The sequence below is a fragment of the Enterococcus sp. AZ063 genome (genome assembly GCF_051715045.1).
Classification (GTDB): domain Bacteria; phylum Bacillota; class Bacilli; order Lactobacillales; family Enterococcaceae; genus Enterococcus_D; species Enterococcus_D casseliflavus.
This window is the reverse complement of the sequence record NZ_JBIOTA010000001.1, coordinates 1,667,323-1,685,914: the sequence shown is the minus strand read 5'-3', so window position 1 is coordinate 1,685,914 and position 18,592 is coordinate 1,667,323. Positions and strand designations below refer to the sequence as shown.

12 protein-coding genes are annotated in these 18,592 nt (G+C 43.1%); 2 read left to right on the top strand and 10 right to left on the bottom strand.

Annotated elements, in window-relative coordinates:
* The first annotated feature begins 294 nt into the window (after positions 1-294).
* On the top strand, positions 295-2,106 hold the full coding sequence (gene glmS, locus IGK61_RS07715; protein ID WP_074536404.1) for a glutamine--fructose-6-phosphate transaminase (isomerizing): 1,812 nt from the start codon (positions 295-297) through the stop codon (positions 2,104-2,106).
* A 291-nt stretch (positions 2,107-2,397) separates the two neighbouring features.
* Here the strand turns inward: glmS and glmM are convergent, their stop codons facing one another.
* From glmM to nifJ, 4 genes are all read right to left on the bottom strand, one after another.
* Positions 2,398-3,753, bottom strand: a complete 1,356-nt coding sequence (glmM, locus tag IGK61_RS07710) for a phosphoglucosamine mutase (RefSeq protein ID WP_074536405.1) — start codon at positions 3,751-3,753, stop codon at positions 2,398-2,400.
* A 39-nt stretch (positions 3,754-3,792) separates the two neighbouring features.
* Positions 3,793-4,884 (bottom strand): CdaR family protein, encoded by a 1,092-nt coding sequence (locus IGK61_RS07705; RefSeq protein WP_074536406.1) that lies wholly within the window; start codon positions 4,882-4,884, stop codon positions 3,793-3,795.
* A complete protein-coding gene (cdaA, locus tag IGK61_RS07700; protein ID WP_005235688.1) occupies positions 4,881-5,762 on the bottom strand; it encodes a diadenylate cyclase CdaA in 882 nt (293 codons plus the stop codon). Before cdaA ends, IGK61_RS07705 begins: the two co-directional genes overlap by 4 nt.
* Positions 5,763-6,030: 268 nt before the next feature.
* Positions 6,031-9,714, bottom strand: a complete 3,684-nt coding sequence (nifJ, locus tag IGK61_RS07695) for a pyruvate:ferredoxin (flavodoxin) oxidoreductase (RefSeq protein WP_074536407.1) — start codon at positions 9,712-9,714, stop codon at positions 6,031-6,033.
* A gap of 227 nt (positions 9,715-9,941) precedes the next feature.
* Here nifJ and IGK61_RS07690 point away from each other — a divergent pair, with 227 nt between their 5' ends.
* Entirely contained in the window at positions 9,942-10,457 is a 516-nt protein-coding gene (locus IGK61_RS07690; RefSeq protein ID WP_074536408.1) for a DsbA family protein, read from the top strand.
* 86 nt (positions 10,458-10,543) lie between these two features.
* On the opposite strand, the gene whiA is transcribed toward IGK61_RS07690, so the two are convergent.
* From whiA to uvrA, 6 genes are all read right to left on the bottom strand, one after another.
* Positions 10,544-11,479 (bottom strand): DNA-binding protein WhiA, encoded by a 936-nt coding sequence (gene whiA / locus IGK61_RS07685; protein WP_005225954.1) that lies wholly within the window; start codon positions 11,477-11,479, stop codon positions 10,544-10,546.
* Positions 11,480-11,497: 18 nt separating this feature from the next.
* Positions 11,498-12,499 carry a gluconeogenesis factor YvcK family protein gene (locus IGK61_RS07680; RefSeq protein WP_074536409.1) on the bottom strand — a complete coding sequence of 334 codons (1,002 nt, stop codon included), beginning with the start codon at positions 12,497-12,499 and terminating at the stop codon, positions 11,498-11,500.
* On the bottom strand, positions 12,496-13,386 hold the full coding sequence (gene rapZ, locus IGK61_RS07675; protein ID WP_074536410.1) for an RNase adapter RapZ: 891 nt from the start codon (positions 13,384-13,386) through the stop codon (positions 12,496-12,498). Before rapZ ends, IGK61_RS07680 begins: the two co-directional genes overlap by 4 nt.
* A 113-nt stretch (positions 13,387-13,499) precedes the next feature.
* Entirely contained in the window at positions 13,500-14,210 is a 711-nt protein-coding gene (locus IGK61_RS07670) for an amino acid racemase (protein ID WP_005225951.1), read from the bottom strand.
* Positions 14,211-14,213: 3 nt separating this feature from the next.
* Positions 14,214-15,467, bottom strand: coding sequence for a carboxylate--amine ligase (locus IGK61_RS07665; protein WP_016610145.1), 1,254 nt, complete (start codon positions 15,465-15,467; stop codon positions 14,214-14,216).
* 308 nt (positions 15,468-15,775) lie between these two features.
* The gene (uvrA, locus tag IGK61_RS07660) at positions 15,776-18,592 is read right to left on the bottom strand and encodes an excinuclease ABC subunit UvrA (RefSeq protein ID WP_074536411.1); all 2,817 of its coding nucleotides are present in this window, start codon (positions 18,590-18,592) and stop codon (positions 15,776-15,778) included.

The following is an 18,592-nucleotide window of genomic DNA, read 5'->3' as shown; positions in this document are numbered from 1 at the left end:
CTATACCAATTATTTTTATATAACTTTGAGTTGACAGAAACAGGAATAAATATTATGATATTGCTTGTATTTCTATAAAATATCTCACAAGGAGGATAGATAGACCAATAAGGATAGCGCCTGATCTGGAAACAGATGACGAGGAAAGAGTTTATCGAAACATTCGGCGGATGACTCTAGGGACTGCACTCTACAGGCAAGAACAAATCTCATCGTAAGGTGATGACAAAGACTTGCTACGCAGATAGAAATACATAATGCCAAACTAAATTTTTTGAAAGTAGGATTATCATTATGTGTGGAATTGTAGGAATCGTAGGAAAATCAAATGCAGAACGAATTATTTTGAACGGATTGGAACGCTTAGAGTATCGCGGCTATGACTCAGCAGGTCTTTATGTCGCTGATCGGACTTCGGATCACTTAATTAAAGCCCAAGGAAGAATCAAAAACTTGGAAGAAAAAGTGACTTCTGAAGTAACAGGAACGATCGGTATCGGACATACCCGTTGGGCGACCCACGGCAAGCCATCAGAAATGAACGCTCATCCTCACACTTCAGCAAACCAAGCACTCGTGTTGGTTCATAACGGTGTGATCGAAAACTTTGAAGAGCTTCATCAAGAATATTTAAACAACCACCAATTTGAAGGTCAAACAGATACGGAAATCGTTGTTCATTTGATTGAAGCATTGAAGGAGCAAGACAACAGCACGACCAAAGCAGCCTTTAAAAAAGCTTTGTCCTTGATTCGCGGCTCTTATGCCTTTGCCTTAGTAGAAAAAAATGATCCAGAAACCATTTATGTTGCCAAAAACAAAAGTCCTTTATTGATCGGTTTGGGAGATGGGTTCAATGTCATCTGCAGCGATGCCTTAGCAATGCTCGATCAAACGACTCACTTTGTTGAGATCGAAGATGGCGAAATGGTGACCGTAACAGCCGATGCGATCGAAATCGAAGATCCAAAAGGAAACCTTGTGTACCGTGAGTCTTATGAAGCACAACTAGATCTGACTGACATCGAAAAAGGAACATACCCTTACTACATGTTAAAAGAAATCGATGATCAACCAACTGTGATGCGCCGCTTGATTCAAGAATATCAAGGAGAATCTGGTGAAGTAGTGATCGATCCAGCGTTAAAAAACGAACTTTTAGCTAGCGATCGGATCTACATCATTGCTTGTGGTACTAGCAATCATGCGGGCTGGGCAGCAAAAGCCATTTTAGAAAAACTAACACAGATTCCTGTTGAGGTTCATTTATCTAGTGAGTTTGGCTACAACATGCCATTGTTGTCAGCAAACCCCTTCTTCTTGTTCTTATCACAAAGTGGTGAAACGGCAGATAGCCGTCAAGTATTAGTGACGATCAACCAGTTAGGTCTTCCTAGTCTGACGATTACCAACGTTGCTGGTTCTACTCTTTCTCGAGAAGCGAACCATACCTTATTGCTTCATGCTGGTCCAGAAATCGCTGTTGCCTCTACAAAGGCGTATACTGCACAGATCGCAGTGATGACGTTATTAGCAAAAGCCATTGGTGATGAAAAAGCTGTTCCTGAAGCATTGGACTTTGATGTTTTCCATGAACTAAGCATCGTTGCTTCTGCAATGGAGGCTTTAGTGGATGAAAAAGCTGTTATCAGTCAATTTGCTGAGGATTTCCTTTCCGAAACCCGTAATGCGTTTTACATTGGACGTGGAAATGATTACTATGTATCGATGGAAGCGGCATTGAAATTAAAAGAAATTTCTTATATCCAAGCGGAAGGCTTTGCGGCTGGTGAATTAAAACACGGCACCATCGCGTTGATCGAAGAAGGTACACCAGTGATCGGTGTGATCACGGAAGAAGTGACCGGCTCTCATACGCGAGGCAATTTGAAAGAAGTCGAATCTCGTGGGGCTCATACCCTTGTGATCGTTAGCCAAGAATTAGCAAAAGCGACTGATCAAATCATTTTACCAAACGTTCACCCATTGGTAACCAGCTTAGTGGCAGTCGTTCCAACACAGCTGCTGGCTTACTTTGCCACTTTACAGCGCGGATTCGACGTTGATAAACCAAGAAACTTAGCAAAATCCGTTACCGTTGAATAAGTTTTTTAAAAGATTGAAACCGAATTGGTTATTTTCTGTATAATAAAAAGAACTCCTCGTTCGATGACTCGATCGTTCATAGGGGTTCTTTTTTTCTTATTTTCTGCACAACAAATCCGAAAAGACTTTTAAAAGCAACTATCCTTCGCAAGGCTTGCCCGCTGCGTCTCCTCTGTTAAGCGTTGCCGACAAAATCGTTGACAAGTTTCTCTAATTCGCAAGTTGGCTTCTTGCTGGTAAGTAGACAAAAAAGACGACCAAAGGATGTCTTTGATCGTCTTACTTCTTCATTTATTCCGCACCGATTTCCTCTCGAACGACCGCTGCGATTTTTTCAACATAGTAGTCGACTTTTTCAATGGTTGGCGCTTCTGCCATCACCCGAAGCAATGGTTCTGTTCCTGAAGGACGAACCAAAATACGGCCTTCGCCGTTCATTTCTGCTTCTGTCTCTTCCACGATTTTACGGATAGCTGGAACATCCATCGCGCCATTTTTATCTGTCACTCGAATGTTGACAAGTTTTTGTGGATAGATTGTTACCTCTCCTGCTAATTCCGACAGTTTCTTGCCCGTTTGTTTCATGATATTCAATAGTTGAATTCCTGATAGCAAACCGTCACCTGTCGTATTGAAATCCAAGAAAATCATGTGACCTGATTGCTCGCCACCAAAATTATAATCGTTTTTACGCATTTCTTCGACGACATAACGGTCACCGACTTGTGTGATGACATCTTTCAGTCCAATTGCTTCCACTGCTTTATGGAACCCTAAATTGCTCATGACTGTTGTCACGATCGTTCCTTGGTTCAAGCGCTTTTGCTCCGCTAAATATTTCGCACAGATATACATGATTTTATCGCCATCAACGATGTTTCCTAGTTCATCTACTGCGATGACCCGATCACCATCTCCATCAAACGCAAGACCAGCATCCGCCCCTTTTTCAACGACAAATTCAGCTAACGCTTCAGGGTGAGTCGATCCCACACCATCATTAATGTTCAACCCGTCTGGAGACGTCCCCATTGTGAAGAATTCTGTTTCTAGATCGGCAAACAAACGATTGACACTTGTTGCTGTTGCGCCATTTGCTGCATCAACACACACCGTGATTCCTTCCAAATCATCAGGAATCGTTTGACGTAGAAATTGAGAGTATTTCAACAACCCTTCTGGAAACTCATCCACCGTTCCTAAGCCATCGGCAGAAGGACGTGGAAGTGTGTCTTCCGGTGCATCAAGTAATGCTTCAATTTCAGCTTCTTGTTCATCGACTAATTTAAAGCCATCATTCCCGAAAAACTTGATGCCATTGTCTTGTGCAGGATTGTGAGAGGCAGAGATCATTACACCTGCACTCGCTTTTTGCACTTTCGTCAAGTACGCAACACCCGGTGTAGAAATAACACCCAATTGGAATACCTCGATCCCGACAGATAATAGTCCAGCGATCAATGCATTTTCTAGCATCTGTCCAGAAATCCGTGTGTCCCGTCCCACCAAAACACGGGGACCGCGGTCCCCAGTTTCATGCTGACTTAATACATAGCCGCCGTAACGACCTAATTTAAATGCTAATTCAGGTGTCAACTCCTTGTTTGCTTCTCCTCTAACACCATCAGTACCAAAATATTTTCCCATTTTAATAACCTCTCTTATTCATTCTCTACAGTCAAACGACTAAGAACTGCTTGTCGTCGTGCTGCTTGCGGAATTCTCTGTTTGTTCTTGCGTCGTGTCGACTGTCGAAGAATTGGCTTGAGAATTCGCACTGTTCGTTGCTTCATCGCCATCATTGTTTGATTGATTCTCAGTAGTTGTTTCTGCAACCGGAGTGATTTGGATCGTCACTACTGTTGGATTGATCGTTGTTCCCTCTGGTACTGGAATCGTTACTGTCCGTTCGGTCGTGGTTGTGATCTCACTAACATCCACTGGGACACCGATCTGCTGGGTCTCATCCAAAATACTTTGTGGTCCTGTTAGCACCGCACTGATACTACTCATCCGGTAGATGTAATGAGAGATCCCATCTGGTGTTGTCCCCTGTTGAGTGACAAACAATTCAATTTCTTTGCTTGGTGCTTCCATCATCAATGCCACATCGACCGAATCTGGCTCAGGAATGATCGCTAAAGGATTGTTTTCACTATCCCAAGCCTCGATCGCTCCATCCACCGTGATCGAATCGCCAGTAATATCATCTGGATTCACGATCGCTACCACTCGGTCAATTTCTGCCAGTGTCTTGTCGCCAGTAGTGATCTCTACTTCTTGCGGTTCAACACTCATTGAATCAACGCCGTAACCACTCGTTGCTCCATCAGTCGAGATGACTGGCTCAACGGTAAACGTTTGGGTGACTTTTTTCTCGATCGTCACAGTGACGGTTTTGGGTTCGATTTCGGCTGTCACACTTGAGCTAAGATTTTTCACTTCTAAAGGGACCTCATGGGTTCCTTCATCAAGTCCAGTCAAATCAGCAACTACTCGAAAGCTCCGCGTTTCCTCGCTACGTTCAGCATTCAATTGCACCCGATTTCGACTAGACAAAGTCACGTCTACTGTTGTTTCAAATCCTTGGATAAAGTATTCATCTGTGTCATAGGTGGTCTGAATCGGTACATTATCGATCTCTTCCTCATAAGGATTTGAAGTTCCTGCAAGGTTGACTTGCAGGCTTGATCCGCTGGCGATGAAAAACAGAACCAGACTAAAGAACAGCGCTAGTATACCATAAAATACGTTTTGACGACGTTCTTTCTTGATCATTTTCTTCCTCCTTTGTTGACCCCTTCAAAGAAAGATTGCAGCAAGTTGCGTTTACCAGGCTTTTCTTCTGGCACTAATTCGCGATTCAACACGTCGAGATACTCTTGTCGCGAAAGCTCAGTAAGCATCCGATTATTCAGGGTAATACTGACGTCTCCCGTCTCCTCTGAGACGATAATGGTCAACGCATCACTAACTTCTGAAATCCCGACAGCCGCTCGATGGCGCGTCCCAAATTCTTTGGGAATCAACGGACTTTCTGACAGTGGTAAGTAGGCACTAGCAACAGCGATCTTATCATCTCTTAAGATGACTGCACCATCGTGTAGCGGTGTATTGGGAATAAAAATATTGATCAGTAATTCGCCCGTCACGTCCGCATCTAAAGGAATCCCCGTTTCAATATATTCTTCTAACCCCGTCGTCCGTTCGATCGTGATCAATGCACCAATTTTTCGTTTTGCCATATATTGAACAGCTTTGTCCAACGCTTGGACCAACACTTCATCCCGTCGTTTTTCATTCTTAGAAGTCTTGAAGAAAGAGCTACGGCCAAGATGCTCCAGCCCTCGTCGAATTTCTGGTTGGAAAATAACAATCGCGGCGATCACCCCATACGTGATGACTTGATCCATCAACCAAGATAGCGTCTTTAATCCTACGATACCTGCCAAAAACCTTAGAACAATGAATAGGCCGACGCCTTTAAACAACTGGATCGCTTTTGTTCCTCGCACAAGCTGGATCAGCTTATAAACCAAGTACCAAACAACGATCACATCTAAAACATTTACTAAAAATGACCAAGAAAATATATCAAATGAGAGCAATTCTCTCCAATAATCTAAATTAAAAAAATCCCTGAAATTTATCAACATAAACAGCCTTCCTTTATTCTTAAGACTTCAGATAATAGTATAACATAGGACCTCTTCAAAGATTTGAAAAAAAACAAATTTATGAAAAAGTTTTGAAAAAATAAACAGCTCTTTTACTTAGTTTACCATTATCCTGAAATCATTGTTTGTCAAAGGTCTTAGAAGATTTCATCTAAACGAGCTTCTTGCACTCATTTCTTAGGAAAAACAACAAATGACCCTGAAAAACGGGCCAAACCGTTTTTCAGGGTCATTCCTCAGCGAGCGATTACTCTTGCTGACGGCGCTTTGCGCGCGCTGCACGCCGTGCTGCTCTTTCAGCGAGCTGTTCTTCGCTTAACGGCTGTTTTTCTCTTCGTACACGCTCCGTTTTTACTGCCGTTGGTTGTTCTGCATCAGTACTTACCTTTTTTTCAAGCTTTGCTCGTATTTTTTCTTCTTGACCTGCTAAGCGGGCATAGTTGTAGAAACGAGTTTTCGCATCTGAAACGGTTTTTTCAAACAACGCTTGCGCCGCATTCGGATTGGCAGACTGCAAGGATGCAAATCGAACTTGTGTCTGCATAAAGGCAGGCATTTGATCAAATGCTGGCTTTTTGAAATCGAGTGTCATTGGCTGTTTCCCTTTTTCTGCCAACAGCGGGTTATAGCGGTAGAGACTCCAATACCCCGATGCAACTGCTTCTTGTGCTTCTTTCAAGGATTGACGCATTCCGCCTGCAAGACCGTGGGTGATACATGGCGTATAGGCAATGATGATTGACGGTCCTGGGAACCGCTCGGCTTCTTCAAAGGCTTTGATCGTTTGCATTTGATTTGCACCAGATGCGATTTGTGCGACATAGACATGTCCGTAGGTCATCGCCATCATTCCTAAATCTTTTTTGGAAACAAACTTGCCACTCGCAGCGAATTTAGCAATGGCCGAAGTCGGTGTCGCTTTAGAGACTTGCCCCCCTGTATTAGAATAGACTTCATTATCTAACACGAGAATATTGACGTCTGCACCAGAAGCGAGAACATGATCGATACCGCCAAACCCAATATCATATGCCCAGCCGTCACCGCCTATCATCCATTGGCTTGGCTTAACAAACAAATCTTTCTCCTGCAAGATTTTGTTCAGCTGAGGTGTTGTGGCAGCTTCAGCTTCTAAGGCGGCGATCAATTTTGCTGCTCGCTGTTGCGTCCCAGCACTTTCTTCTCGATGAAGGTCCCAATCATCAATCAAAGTCTGCAATTCTTCTGATACATTGGCTTTCAACGACTGCAGCTGGGCCGCTAATTTCTCCCGTCGGGTTTGGTTGGCTAAGAACATGCCATAGCCATATTCGGCATTGTCTTCAAACAACGAGTTTGACCAAGCTGGCCCTTGTCCTAAGTGATTGGTTGTATAAGGAGATACTGGTGAGGTTCCACCCCAAATCGAAGAGCAGCCGGTCGCATTGGCGATCATCATGCGATCACCAAACATTTGGGTCAATAGTTTCACATAGGGGGTTTCCCCACAGCCCGCACAAGCACCAGAGAACTCCAACAAAGGTTTATTGAATTGAGAGCCCAAAACAGTTCCTGGTTTTGCTGGATTTTCTTTTTGACGTAAAGTCATCGCAAAAGCCCAATTTAAAGCTTGTTCTTTTTGTTCTTCGTAAGGACGCATCGTCAAAGCTTTCCCTTTGGCGGGACATGCTTCCACACAAAGGCCGCAACCTGTACAATCTTCAACGGAAACTTGAATTCGATATTTTTGCCCATTCGCGCCTCGCATCTCTCTGACGATAAAGCCTTCAGGTGCTTCGGTTAATTCATCTTCATCTGCCAAAAACGGACGGATCGCCGCATGAGGACAGACAAAGGCACACTCATTGCACATGGTACAGCGATCTGATAGCCACTCGGGCACTTCAACAGCGATGCCCCGCTTCTCAACCGCTGTTGTCCCGACAGGGATCACCCCTTCAGTCATTTGATTTCGTACGAGGGTTCCCACGCTTAGTTGGTTGCCTTCTTGACGGTTGATGGGTTCCACGATTTCCCGCACAAATTGTGTTGTAGCAGTGGATGTCCTCTTCGGCACTTCGATCGTTGCCCACTTGCTTGGAACAGGGATTTCTTGTAATAATTCGATGGTGCGATCGATGGCTGCTTGGTTCTTTTCAACGATCGCCATCGATTTGTGCCGATAACTTTTCAGCGCCTCTTCTTTTAAAATCGGCAAGATTTTCTCGGTCGGAATGATGTTTGCCAAGTAAAAGAAGGCTGTTTCCATCGCGGTATTGATCCGCCCACCTAAGCCGACTTCCATTGCCAACTGCATGGCGTTGATGGTATAAAAACGGATCTCGTTTTCAGCAAGATAACGTTTCATTTTCTTCGGTAGATTTTTTAAGATTTGCTCCTGTGACCAGGTCGTATTTAATAAAAAGGTTCCGCCTTTTTTGAGTCCTTTCAGCAAATCATACGTATGCAAATACGCAGGCGTATGACACGCAACGAAATCCGCGTGTTCGATCAAATAGGTAGAACGAATGGGGGTATCCCCAAATCGCAGATGAGAAACCGTTAGACCACCAGATTTTTTCGAATCATAATGGAAATAGCCTTGTACATATTTTTCGGTATGGTCACCGATGATTTTGATTGCTGACTTATTTGCCCCGACGGTCCCGTCAGAGCCGAATCCCCAGAATTTCGCTTGGAAGGTGGATGGATCAGTTAGATCTAGCGTGCCCTTTGATGGCAACGACAATTGCGTCACATCATCCGTGATCCCAATGGTGAAGCGTTTCTTTTGGCTCGCTTTTGGCTTGAGCAATTCGTCATATACGGCAACGATTTGATCAGGCGTCACATCTTTTGACCCAAGACCATAGCGTCCACCAATGATCGTCGGCCGAATCGCTGCATCATACATGGCACTTTGCACATCCAAAAGCAAAGACTCGCCATTGGCACCAGGTTCTTTGCTGCGATCCAATACAGCGATACTTTTAACGGTAGCAGGCAGTTTTTCTAAGAAGACTTCTAGTGGGAATGGTCGATACAAATGGATCGACAAGACCCCCACTTTGCGGCCTGAAGCGCATAAATGATCCACCGTCTGCTGGATCGTTTGCGTTGAGGACCCCATCGAAACGATGACTTCTTCGGCGTCCGAAGCACCATAATAATCCACTAAATCATAGTTGGTTCCTCTTAAAGCATTGATTTTTTTCATGTAAAAACGAACGATCTCAGGCAATGTTTGATAATGCTGATTGATCGTTTCCCGCTGTTGAAAATGGATATCAGGATTTTGATTCGTTCCACTCGTCGTCGGGTGATTCGGGTTCATGGCTTTTTGTCGAAAAGTAGCCAATTTTTCATGATTGACCAACTGTGCCAATTCCTCATAATCTAAGACCTCTATTTTTTGAATCTCATGACTGGTTCGAAACCCATCAAAAAAATTTAAAAATGGGATATTGGCTTCGATAGCTGCTAAATGAGCGACTGGCGCTAAATCCATTACTTCTTGGACACTGCTTTCCGCTAACATAGCAAAGCCTGTTTGTCGGGTGGCCATTACATCGGTATGATCTCCAAAAATATTCAAAGCATTGGTGGTCACTGCTCGGCTGGCGACATGAAAGACGCCTGGCAGCATTTCCCCAGCAATCTTGTACATATTTGGTACCATTAATAAAAGTCCCTGGGATGCCGTATAGGTCGTCGTTAAGGCGCCCGTTTTTAATGAGCCGTGAACCACACCGGCCGCCCCTGCTTCAGATTGCATTTCAACCACTTTCACCGGCTGCCCAAAAAGATTATGCTTTCCTTGAGCAGACCACTGATCCACTAATTCAGCCATGGTTGAACTAGGGGTTATCGGATAGATCGCCGCAAGTTCCGTAAAGGCATAGGAAATATAGGCTGCTGCCGTATTGCCATCCATTGTTTTTCTTTTTCTCATCTATATAACTTCCTTTAATCATCATTTTGCACAATAAAACACAATTCATTATAGCTGAAAATCAAGGAATATAAAAGCACAGTCAGGGGATTTTTCTTAATTTCGTGAAACGAAATACATAGTATTTAGCTCATTCTCCTCCTCTTTTCACAGACTTAAATCAAAAGACCTGAGGCTTTTCTTTCAGTAGAAACTTCGGTAAACTAAAAGAAAAAGGAGGAATCTTAATGGATATTTCAATCATCAAAGCACAGGAAACAAATGCGGTAACAGGGATACATATCGGAGACCCATCAGCTAAACCGATCGTCGAATTTATGAATTTGCGCTGTCCTTATTGTCGGCAATGGTTTGAGGAATCGTTACCGATCTTAAGTGAAGCTGTCGCAGCTGGGAAACTACGCCGTGTCATCAAATTATTCGACAAAGAAAAAGAATCATTGCAACGAGGCAATGTGATGCACCGCTTTGTTTCCAGTACAGATCCTCAGGCAACGATCGCTGAGATCACAAAAATTTATCAAACACAAGACGAATGGGGGCATTTATCTTTACCTGAAGTGGCAGAATATGCGAAAAATACCTTAGGGCTATCTGAACAAAACCATCCTGCGATCGCAGGAGAAATTGTGGAAGAAGCGAAAAACGCCAACATTCAATTTGTGCCAACGATTGTCTTAGATGGGCACATTTTTGATGAATCGATCTCTGCTGAGGAATTAACTGCATTGATCAATGAATAACCTCTAACAAAAAACAGGAGCTGATTTGACGCGAACTTCCACGTCAAATCGGCTCCTGTTTTTTGATTCATTTTTATTCCATTCGACTAGCTGACTTGTTCCCGAAGATGATCCGCAAATTCGTTGATTTTGCGAATGCGATGATTGATTCCTGATTTCGAGATCGCTCCTGATGGAATCATTTCTCCTAGCTCTTTCAAGCTGACCTCGGGATGTTCCAAACGTAATTCGGCGATTTCTTGCAGCTTTTCAGGTAAAGCTTGCAAGCCAACTCGATCTTGAATAAATTCGATATTGTCGATCTGCTTCGAAGCAGCGTCGATCGTTTTGTTCATATTGGCGGTTTCGCAATTCACCAAACGGTTGACTGAGTTACGCATATCACGCACGATCCGCACGTCCTCGAATTTCAGCATGGAATTGGTGGCACCGATCAGTGTCAAAAAATCAGCGATTTTCTCAGCGCCTTTCAAGTAAGAGATATACCCATTTCTGCGTTCTAATGCACGGGCATTCAATCCATATGCGTTTAGCATATCGCAAATATCTTGGTTATGCTCCTCGTAGATGGAATAGATCTCTAAATGATAGCGGCTGGTTTCTGGATTGTTGATGGACCCAGATGCCATGAAAGCGCCTCGTAAATAGGAACGCATTTTTTGAGTATTGCCCATGATCTCATCAGAAACATGGCTTTGAAACATCAGCCCGTCCATGATATCTAAGTCCAAAAGCACGCGCTGTGTATCTTGCTTCAAACGAACGATGTAAACGTTGTTCTTTTTTAATTTCATTTTACGACGGACCAGCAATTCGCTGCGCACGTCGTAATGATCTTTTAGTAACGAATAGATGCGTCTGGCGATCGCCGCGTTTTCTGTTTGAACGTTTAAAACAAATTGTTGGTTGTTGATACTTAATGACCCATTCATCCGAATCAAAGCGGCCAATTCTGCCTTGGCATGTTCGCGATGAACTTCTAATGCGGTCAATTCTTTTTTTACTTCTGCTGCAAAGGACATAAAAAAATCCCTCCTTTCTTAGATTTTGGCCCCGTAAACGATACGTAGAAGTTCTTCAATCACTTTATCTCCGTCATGAAAAACTCCGCCATCTCTAAGCTCCAGAAAGTCAGCTGAAATGACACGGCTGGCTTCTTCTCGCAGTCCTTGGAAATCGTGTTTCACTTGTACAAGATATTCATCATAAATCTCTGGGTCCATATACCCTTCTGGAACTTTCTCGGTGTTGACTAACACCGTATCAATAAAGGGTTTGCCTAAATGCTTATGCAGGACCCGCACATGGTCGGCATCACTAAAGTGTTCAGTTTCACCTTTTTGGGTCATGATATTACAAATATAAACCGTTTCAGCTTGTGTTTCCAACATTGCTTGGCCGATCTCGCTAATCATGAGATTGGGCAAAATACTAGTAAAGAGACTACCAGGACCCAAGACGATCATATCTGCCTCCATAATTGAAGAAACAACTTTACGAGCTGCTTTCGGCTCATCATTATTTTCTTGATTACGAACAAAGACCCGATCGATCGTTTTGCGATCAACCGCAATCTTGGACTCTCCTACCGCTTCGGTGCCGTCTTTAAAAACAGCGTGCAACACCAATGGCAGATCTGACGAAGGATAAACTCGTCCATCGATATGCATGATTTTTGACAAAATTTGAATGGCTTCATAGGTACTGCTGCGCATTTCAGCAATCGCCGCAATAATCAAGTTCCCCAGGGCATGATTGGCTAAAAATTTGTCTTCGGCTTTAAAACGGTATTGAAAAATATCATTATACAGTTGCGGCATATGAGATAGAGCCGCCAAAACATTGCGCAGATCCCCCGGTGGCGAGATAGAGGAAACCAAATTGCGAATCTCGCCGCTGCTACCGCCATCATCAGCGACCGTAACGATCGCTGTGATGTCGACACCCTGATTCCGCAAGCTCTTCAGGATGACTGGTAACCCAGTTCCGCCACCTACCACAACGATCTTCGGCTTTCTGATCCGGTACGTTTTCATTTTCATGAACGATTCACCGTCTCTTTACGCTTATCTTTGTCGCGATGAGTAATATTGACGCGATAGCCTTCTGCCAAAACCGCACCGATGCGCTCAGATAATGCAACTGAACGGTGTTGGCCCCCAGTACAGCCGATAGCCACCGTCAAGCTGCTTTTGCCTTCCTTGACATAGCCTGGCATGATCGTTTGCAACAGTGTACTAAATTGCTGATAGAATTCTTCCGTTTCTGGAAAAGACATGACGTACTCATACACGGGTTCATCTTTACCCGTTAAAGGACGCAACTCTGGAATGTAATGGGGATTCGGTAAGAAACGAACATCCATCACAATATCAGCATCGATCGGCAAGCCATACTTGAAGCCAAACGAAAGTATTTCAATACGAAACCCTGTCTCATGAGAAGCACGAAATTCTTGATTGATTTTTTCTCTCAATTGCCGTGGGGTCAGCGTCGTTGTGTCGATAACAATACTGGCACGCGTCTTCAAATCGTTTAAGATCGCTCGCTCTTTGCGAATGCCTTCCGTAACTAATCCATCCATCGCTAATGGATGTGCTCTTCTCGTTTCTTTGTATCTTGACACCAATTCATTGTCCGATGCATCTAAAAAGAGCATCCGTGTGTCGATAAAATTCGTGTTTTCAATATCGATCAGCATACTTTGGATTTCTTCAAAAAACGATCTTGAACGCAGATCGACAACTAAGGCAATTTTTGTCACTTTTCCTGATTCTTTGATCAGTTCCCAAAATTTAGGGATCAAGCTTGGGGGCATATTATCGATACAAAAGTACCCCATATCTTCAAAACTCTGGATCGCGACCGTTTTGCCGGCTCCGCTCATCCCAGTAATAATGACCAATTCTAAATGATCCACTTCAGTCATAGGTAAAACTCCTTTCTGAAACAACTCTATTATATCATGCCGGGCGTATCATTGGAACACCGGCATAAAAAAAGACGTTAGCTCAAAAAATGCCGCTAACGTCGCTATCAGCTTTAGATTGCTTGGCGATTTGCCAATGCTTTTTCGATCGTCCGATCAACTAAAATCGATTGGGCATCGACGACTGGATACGGATTATCAGTCACAAATTCATCCATCAAGGACAACTCGGTACATCCAAGCACTACGCTTTCACAGCCGATACGTTCGGTGACTTCTTCCAGTATCTCAAAGTAAAGTTCTTGATCCAAATGATCATTTTCTTTGATTCGATCATAGATCAATGTATTGACCTTTTTTTGGATCGTCGGCTCTGGAAGATAGACGTCAAGTCCGAACTTCCGCAATTCTTTCTCATAGATGCCGGCTTTGACACTGCCTTCTGTCCCAAGAAAGGCCACTTTTCCAGTAACGCCTTTTTCAAAAACGACTTTCGCAGCCTCACGAGGCATATGCAAAATCTCGATCTCAGTGGCAGCTTGCAGCTCATCAAAAAAATAATGGGCGGTGTTACAAGTCAACACAATAAAATTTGGCTTTAACAAATTTTGTTTTTCGATGTCGTCCATTAAATATGGAACAGGGTTTTCTAACGTGTTGTCTAAAATATATGCCGTCCGATCTGGGACTGTCGCATGATTGAATAAAACATAGTTCAAGTAATCTTGGTCTTTATGGGTCTGTGTCCGTCGGTTTAAAATGCGGACAAAACTTTCCGTCGCTAACGTTCCCATGCCGCCTAAAATACTAAAAAAATTCTCCATCTTCTAGCCTTCTTTCGTATGGAAATACGTTTTGAATCGTTTGTTGTACAGATGGAACATTCTCTTTAATAGAATCCAACGCTTTAGAGATAAGTCTTCTTTGTAAAAGACAGTCGTTCCCCAGCGATTTTCTGCTAATAATTTTTTTGCTCGTTCTTTCGCAGGATTTTCTTTTGCATAAGTCAAGAAAATGTTTTTTGGTACTCCTAGCCATAATTTCGCTTCAGGCGCGTCAGCTTTGCCATAAACCGTTTCTGTATAAGGTTTTTCGAAGACTAAATCCTCTGTGATGAACTTCGCCAGATTCAATCCGCTTAAGGTAATAAAGAAACTGCTTCTTCCTTGACGCAAGTTGATTTCAAATAATTTATATTGACCGTCTCGCGCATCATATTTCAAGTCAAAATTGGCAAATCCAACATATTCGATCTCTTTTAAAAACTTACGGATCATTTGATAGATTTGATCATTTTCATCTGGAATGATCACGACATAATTCCCAACAGCTCCAGGCGTTGGATCCTCTAATAAAGGATGACCTAAGCCCATCACGCGAACTTCGTGATTCTCATCAACATAGGCATTTAAGACCCGCATGTTGCTGTCATCGCCAGGAATAAAATCTTGGACGATCATTTCATATTGATAACCCGCTTGATAAATGCGAGAAACGATTTCTTCAAATTCTGTTCGATTGTCAATAATGAAAGCTTTTTTGCGCCCTTCAAAATCAACTGACAGCCACGCGACACTATTTGCTGGTTTCAAAGCCACAGGAAAATCAAAAGGCAGCTCTCCTTTGAACGTTCCTTCCGTCAACAGTTCAGGTGTTAAAATGAAGGTCTTAGGATAAGGCAAGCCATATTCCTCGCAAACTTCGTAAAAACTGACTTTATTGATCAACCGTTTTAATAAGGAATAGTCATTGGCAATAAAGGTATAATAAGGCTTCAATTCTTCTTTATGCTTCGCTAACAGTTCTGCATAGCCATCGCCGCAGGGAATCAATAAATATTTCATGGCAGGATCGTTGTAAGTATTTTTACCTAACTTGATCAACGTCTCAGTGAATCCTGGATCATGGTCAAAACCTTCCACTTGATTGATTGTAACAATTTTACTAAAGCGGGTTGGCGCAAGTTCCGCACCAGCATAAGCAACTGATTGAATGCCATATGCTTCGTGGAATGCTCTGGCCATACCATAAACATTCATATCGCTTCCTAATAATATGGGAAGAAAATTTTCCTGACTCATCAAAAATCACTCTCTCTTTTGAATACGAAAAACGACCTCTCTCGTTTCGTTTAATTACAATAGAATTATAATACCACAAAGAAAAAAGCAATCAAAGTATCTATCTTTGATTGCTTTCTCCCACTTTGAACGGATAGAACTTATAGGCAGTTTATTCAATGCGAATATACGTATACCTATTGCTATTCTATCAAATAAAATTTTGATTTCAAGCCCTTATCATGAAATTTGCAGATATTTCACGCTTCCTTAAACTTTAGCGAAACCTATTGACAGACAAGTAAAAAAGTGAGTGCTCTTTTCCTTGCTTAAAGGACTTTTTTCAAATAATGACCGGTGTAGCTTTCAGAAACCGCAGCAATTTCTTCTGGTGTACCAGTTGCAATGATCGTTCCACCACCTTCGCCACCTTCTGGACCTAGATCAATCACATGGTCCGCTGATTTGATGACATCCAAGTTGTGCTCGATCACTAAAACGGTATTGCCAGCGTCGACGAATCGTTCCAAAACTTTCAACAAACGGGCAATATCATCCGTATGCAGACCAGTCGTCGGTTCATCTAAGATATAAAAACTCTTGCCATTGGAATTTTTGTGCAGTTCACTGGCAAGCTTCATCCGTTGCGCTTCCCCACCAGACATAGTAGTCGCTGGTTGTCCCATCGTGACATAACCTAGACCGACATCGACGATCGTTTGCAATTTTCGATGGATTTTAGGAATATGTTGGAAAAATTCCACTGCATCTTCCACGGTCATATCTAAGATTTCCGAAATATTTTTTCCTTTGTAATGAACTTCTAACGTTTCTGAGTTATAACGTTTGCCATGACAAACCTCACAAGGTACGTAGACATCAGGTAAGAAGTGCATCTCGATCTTGATGATTCCGTCCCCTTTACATGCTTCACAGCGTCCACCTTTTACATTAAAACTAAAGCGGCCTTTTTTATAACCACGGACTTTCGCCTCATTGGTTTTAGCAAATAAATCGCGAATGTCATCAAAGACACTGGTATACGTTGCTGGATTGCTTCGAGGCGTCCGACCGATAGGGCTTTGATCGATATCGATCAATTTCTCAATCGCTTCATAACCAGTAATGGTTTTAAAGCGACCAGGCTTGTTCGAATTCCGATTGATTTTTTGCGCCAAGGCTTTTTTCAAAATTTCGTTGACTAATGTCGATTTACCAGAGCCAGAGACCCCAGTAACGGCGACGAACTTTCCTAATGGAAAATCGACCGAAATGTTTTTCAAGTTATTCTCAGAAGCACCGGTCACACGAATCTTTTCACCATTGCCTTTGCGGCGTTCCGTTGGTGTCGGGATTTGTCGTTTTCCTGATAAGTACTGACCTGTTAAGGAAGACGCATTGGCTGCGACTTCATCAGGAGTGCCTGCAGCGACGATCTCACCACCTGCGTGTCCTGCACCTGGACCGACATCGATCAAGTAGTCCGCTGCCCGCATCGTGTCTTCGTCATGCTCAACGACGATCAGGGTATTCCCAAGATCACGCATTTTCCGCAATGAATCTAGTAAGCGATCGTTATCCCGTTGGTGAAGACCGATCGATGGCTCATCAAGAATGTAAAGCACCCCAGACAAATTGGAGCCGATTTGTGTTGCCAAACGAATCCGTTGCGCTTCCCCACCAGAGAGTGTGCCTGATGCACGGCTCAAGGTCAAATAGTCCAATCCGACATTTTTCAAGAAGCTTAAACGATCATCGACTTCTTTCACGATCGGACGTGCGATCATTTGCTCTTGTTCCGATAGTTTCAATTCTTCGACAAAGTTCAACGCATCGTTGATTGCCATCTCGCTCATTTCACCAATGTGTTTTCCGTTGACTTGCACGCACAGCGCTTGAGGGTTCAAACGATAGCCATGACAAGTTTTACAAGTCAATTCCGTCATATACAAACGCATTTGATCACGGGTGAAATCAGAGTTGGTTTCATGATAACGGCGTTTGATATTTGGTACGATCCCTTCAAAAGCGACCTCAACATCACGTACGCCACCGAAATCATTTTCATAATGGAAATGGAAAATTTCTCCATTCGAACCATTCAAAATAATGTCTTTGTGTTCTTCTGGCAGTTCTTCAAAGGGTGTGTCCATATCGATATTGAACTCTTGGCAGGCTTGTTCCAGCATTTGCGGATAATACTGTGAACTGATTGGGTTCCAAGGTAATAGTGCACCTTCACGCAACGTTTTGCTTTGATCGGGAATCACTAGGTCGACATCGACTTCTAGCTTCACACCAAGACCATCACAGTCTGGACAAGCACCAAAAGGCGCATTGAATGAAAAGAGCCGTGGTTCTAATTCACCAACTGTAAAGCCACAATACGGACAAGAATAATGTTCACTGAAAAGCATCTCTTCTTGACCAATCACATCGACTACCGCATAGCCATCAGCTAAACGTAATGCCGCTTCAAAGGAATCAAACAGACGAGAACGGATGCCTTCCTTTACAACGATTCGGTCAATGATGATGGCAATATCATGCTTTTTATTTTTTTCTAATTCAGGCGCTTCAGAGACATCATAGACTTCGCCATCCACCCGCATCCGAACATAACCTTCTCTTTGGATACGTTCGAAGACTTTTTTGTGCTGCCCTTTCTTTTGATAAACGATAGGTGCCAACAATTGGATCTTGGTGCGTTCTGGTAATGCCAAAACTTCATCCACCATCTGCTCAACCGACTGACTAGTAATCTCGATATGATCATTGGGACAGATTGGGTGACCGATTCTGGCGTAAAGAAGCCGCAGATAATCATTGATTTCAGTAACCGTCCCCACTGTTGATCGCGGGTTCTTACTGGTGGTTTTTTGATCGATAGAAATCGCTGGACTAAGTCCATCAATGCTATCTACGTCGGGTTTATCCATTTGCCCTAAAAACTGACGGGCATACGCCGATAGACTTTCGACATACCGGCGCTGTCCTTCGGCATACAACGTATCAAATGCTAAGGAGCTTTTCCCTGAACCCGAAAGACCAGTTACAACAACGAGCTGGTCTCTGGGAATCGTCACATCGATATTTTTTAAATTATGGGCCCGTGCCCCATGGATCACGATTTTATCATTTGCCAT

What these genes read in the sequence shown, in the direction of transcription:
- glmS (WP_074536404.1), top strand. Translation starts at nt 295, where the DNA reads ATGTGTGGAATTGTAGGAATCGTAGGAAAATCAAATGCAGAACGAATT.
- glmM (WP_074536405.1), bottom strand. Translation starts at nt 3,753, where the DNA reads ATGGGAAAATATTTTGGTACTGATGGTGTTAGAGGAGAAGCAAACAAG.
- IGK61_RS07705 (WP_074536406.1), bottom strand. Translation starts at nt 4,884, where the DNA reads ATGATCAAGAAAGAACGTCGTCAAAACGTATTTTATGGTATACTAGCG.
- cdaA (WP_005235688.1), bottom strand. Translation starts at nt 5,762, where the DNA reads ATGTTGATAAATTTCAGGGATTTTTTTAATTTAGATTATTGGAGAGAA.
- nifJ (WP_074536407.1), bottom strand. Translation starts at nt 9,714, where the DNA reads ATGAGAAAAAGAAAAACAATGGATGGCAATACGGCAGCAGCCTATATT.
- IGK61_RS07690 (WP_074536408.1), top strand. Translation starts at nt 9,942, where the DNA reads ATGGATATTTCAATCATCAAAGCACAGGAAACAAATGCGGTAACAGGG.
- whiA (WP_005225954.1), bottom strand. Translation starts at nt 11,479, where the DNA reads ATGTCCTTTGCAGCAGAAGTAAAAAAAGAATTGACCGCATTAGAAGTT.
- IGK61_RS07680 (WP_074536409.1), bottom strand. Translation starts at nt 12,499, where the DNA reads ATGAAAATGAAAACGTACCGGATCAGAAAGCCGAAGATCGTTGTGGTA.
- rapZ (WP_074536410.1), bottom strand. Translation starts at nt 13,386, where the DNA reads ATGACTGAAGTGGATCATTTAGAATTGGTCATTATTACTGGGATGAGC.
- IGK61_RS07670 (WP_005225951.1), bottom strand. Translation starts at nt 14,210, where the DNA reads ATGGAGAATTTTTTTAGTATTTTAGGCGGCATGGGAACGTTAGCGACG.
- IGK61_RS07665 (WP_016610145.1), bottom strand. Translation starts at nt 15,467, where the DNA reads ATGAGTCAGGAAAATTTTCTTCCCATATTATTAGGAAGCGATATGAAT.
- uvrA (WP_074536411.1), bottom strand. Translation starts at nt 18,592, where the DNA reads ATGGCAAATGATAAAATCGTGATCCATGGGGCACGGGCCCATAATTTA.